Origin of the sequence: Polyangium fumosum (assembly GCF_005144585.1) — a bacterium.
Taxonomy (GTDB): Bacteria; Myxococcota_A; Polyangia; order Polyangiales; family Polyangiaceae; genus Polyangium; species Polyangium fumosum.
Map to the genome: position 1 here is coordinate 1 of NZ_SSMQ01000174.1, position 2,018 is coordinate 2,018.

A 2,018-nucleotide genomic window follows, 5' to 3' on the forward strand; every position below is an offset into this window, starting at 1 on the left:
CTTGGCCTCGCAATACGCTGACGTCGACCTCCACATCTCGCCCTGCTTCGGGGTTTGTCCAAGGGACATGGCCCCGCATTACACCATCCCGCGATGGTTTGGTAGAGAAAAACACCAGTCACCTAGAACGCCGATCCCTTCAACTTCCCCGCTCCTTCCGCACACCTACGCGAGGGGGCTCGACAAACGCTCGCCGACGTGATCCACTCTCCGTGGCTCGCCCAGCCCAACGGAGAAGGCACGTCCATGTTGACCCCCGTTCCGCGCTGGAATCCGAGCTCTGTCGCGACCCGCAGGGAGCAGATGCTCCTGGCCCGGCTGGGTAACCACCGGAAGTTGTTCGCGTTCCTTTACAAGCATCGCCTTGCGTTGTTCGATGACGCTTTCCAGGACGAACTCGCGGCCATGTATCGCGACACCGGCGAAGGCAGGCTCCCTGTACCCCCCGCCTTGCTGGCGATGGTTTTGCTGTTGCAGGCGTATCACGGCGTTTCTGATCGCGAGGCCGTCGAGCTGACGGTCGTCGATCTACGCTGGCAGCTCGTGCTCGGCATCCTGGGTGCGGAAACGCAGGCCTTCGGGCAGAGCACTTTGCAGGCGTTTCGCGATCGGATGAGCGCGCATGGCATGGACCTCAGGCTGCTCGAGCGCACCATCGAGCTTGCCAAGAAGACCCAGGAGTTCGACTGGAAAAAGCTACCGAAGACGCTGCGCCTGGCCATCGATTCGCGTCCCCTGGAGGGCGCGGGTCGCGTCGAGGACACGATAAACCTTCTCGGCCATGCGGCCTTCAAGCTCCTGCGCGGGGCGGCCGCGTTACTCGAGCTGAAAGCGGAGGAAATCGCGGCGTGCGCCGGAGCCACGGCGTTTCTTGCGCCGAGCATCAAGACGGGCCTGGACATCGACTGGTTCGATCCCGAGCAAAAGGCCGAGGCGATCGTCGAACTCACACGGCAGATTGACGCGCTCGAGATGTGGATTCGCAGGCAAGCCGGCGCCGCGGCGGACGAGGCACCGCTGAAGGATCTGTTCGATTGCATCGCAGAACTCCGCGCGCAAGATATCCAGCCGGAGCCGCCTGGGGGCGGCAAGCCGCGCATTCGTAAGGGCGTCGCCAAGGAGCGGCGCGTGTCGATCGAGGATCCGCAGATGCGCCACGGGCGCAAGAGCAAATCCAAGCGCTTCAATGGTTACAAGCAACACATCGCGAATGACCTCGACACCGAGTTGATCCTGGCGGCCGCTGTGACACCGGCCAATCGTCCGGAAGGCGAGGGGGCGGCAGCCCTCGCGGAGGATCTTTCACGATCCCCGAGGAACGAGACGATTGCCGCGGTGTACATCGACCGAGCGTATGTGGGCAGCGAGCTCGTGCAAGACGCGGCGGCAGCCGGAGCCCGAATCCTCTGCAAGCCGCGCACAGCGGGCAACGGCGAGCGCTTCTCCAAGGACGACTTCAAGAAAAATTTCAAACTCAGGACGATCACATGTCCCGCGGGCCAGACCCAGCGATTCGTGCCTGGCCAGACAGTCGAGTTCGATCCTGGAGTCTGCGGTGCGTGTTCGCTGCGATCACGCTGCACCAACGCGAGTAACGACACAGGACGGACCGTGCACATTGCCGCGGACGAGCAACAGTAGCAGCGATTCCGCAACCTCGTTAGCACGACGAAGGGACGCGAAGCGCTCCGGCAGCGGGTCCACGTCGAGCATCGACTCGCCCATCTCTCACGCAAGCAGGGGCCTCGTGCCCGCTATCGTAGCCTACGCAAGAACCTGTTCGACTTGAGGCGCCACTGCGCCGTGTTGAACCTGGAAACCATTCAACGGTGGGGTGGAGAGCTGAGCATGCGTAAAGCCGCGTAACTTCATGGGAAGTGAAGGGGTTGGCGCTCTAGGTGGCTGGTGTTGATCGCGAGCCCATCGACGACGGTCGATGGCCGCTCCTGTTCCCATGGCCGCCACGGTGCATATCGGACAGGCCACCTGACGGCTTATAACGGTTCGGTTCATCTTCT

Annotated in this window: 1 pseudogene; it reads left to right on the forward strand. The window is 62.7% G+C overall.

The window, feature by feature from the left end:
• Positions 1-246: 246 nt before the first annotated feature.
• A pseudogene (locus E8A74_RS51555) lies at positions 247-1,866 on the forward strand (IS1182 family transposase).
• The last annotated feature ends 152 nt before the right edge of the window (positions 1,867-2,018 follow it).